Source organism: Streptomyces sp. NRRL S-646 (genome assembly GCF_000720765.1).
GTDB lineage: Bacteria > Actinomycetota > Actinomycetes > Streptomycetales > Streptomycetaceae > Streptomyces.
The window spans coordinates 1-278 of the sequence record NZ_JODC01000122.1 but is presented as its reverse complement, the minus strand read 5'-3'; the positions used below and the strand labels follow the sequence as shown (position 1 = coordinate 278).

Annotated in this window: 1 protein-coding gene; it reads left to right on the top strand. The window is 64.4% G+C overall.

Annotation, left to right across the window (positions count from 1 at the left end; all coding sequences use genetic code 11):
- A partial coding sequence (locus IH68_RS0149175) for an integrase core domain-containing protein (RefSeq protein ID WP_030950394.1) occupies window positions 1–278 on the top strand: 278 nt, incomplete at both ends.

Genomic DNA, 278 nt, shown 5'->3' with positions numbered 1-278 from the left:
CAGGTTGAGGTCATCCAGACCGACAACGGCGCCGAGTTCCAGTCCGCCTTCCACTGGCACGTCCTGGACAAGGGCATCGCCCACACCTACATCAAGCCCTGCACCCCGCGGCTGAACGGCAAAGTCGAACGCTCGCACCGGATCGACGCAGAGGAGTTCTACCGGCTCCTCGACGGCGCCATCATCGACGACGCCGAGGTCTTCAACGACAAGCTGCGCGAGTGGGAGGACTACTACAACTACCATCGCCCCCATGGCGGCCTTGGCGGCCAGACCCC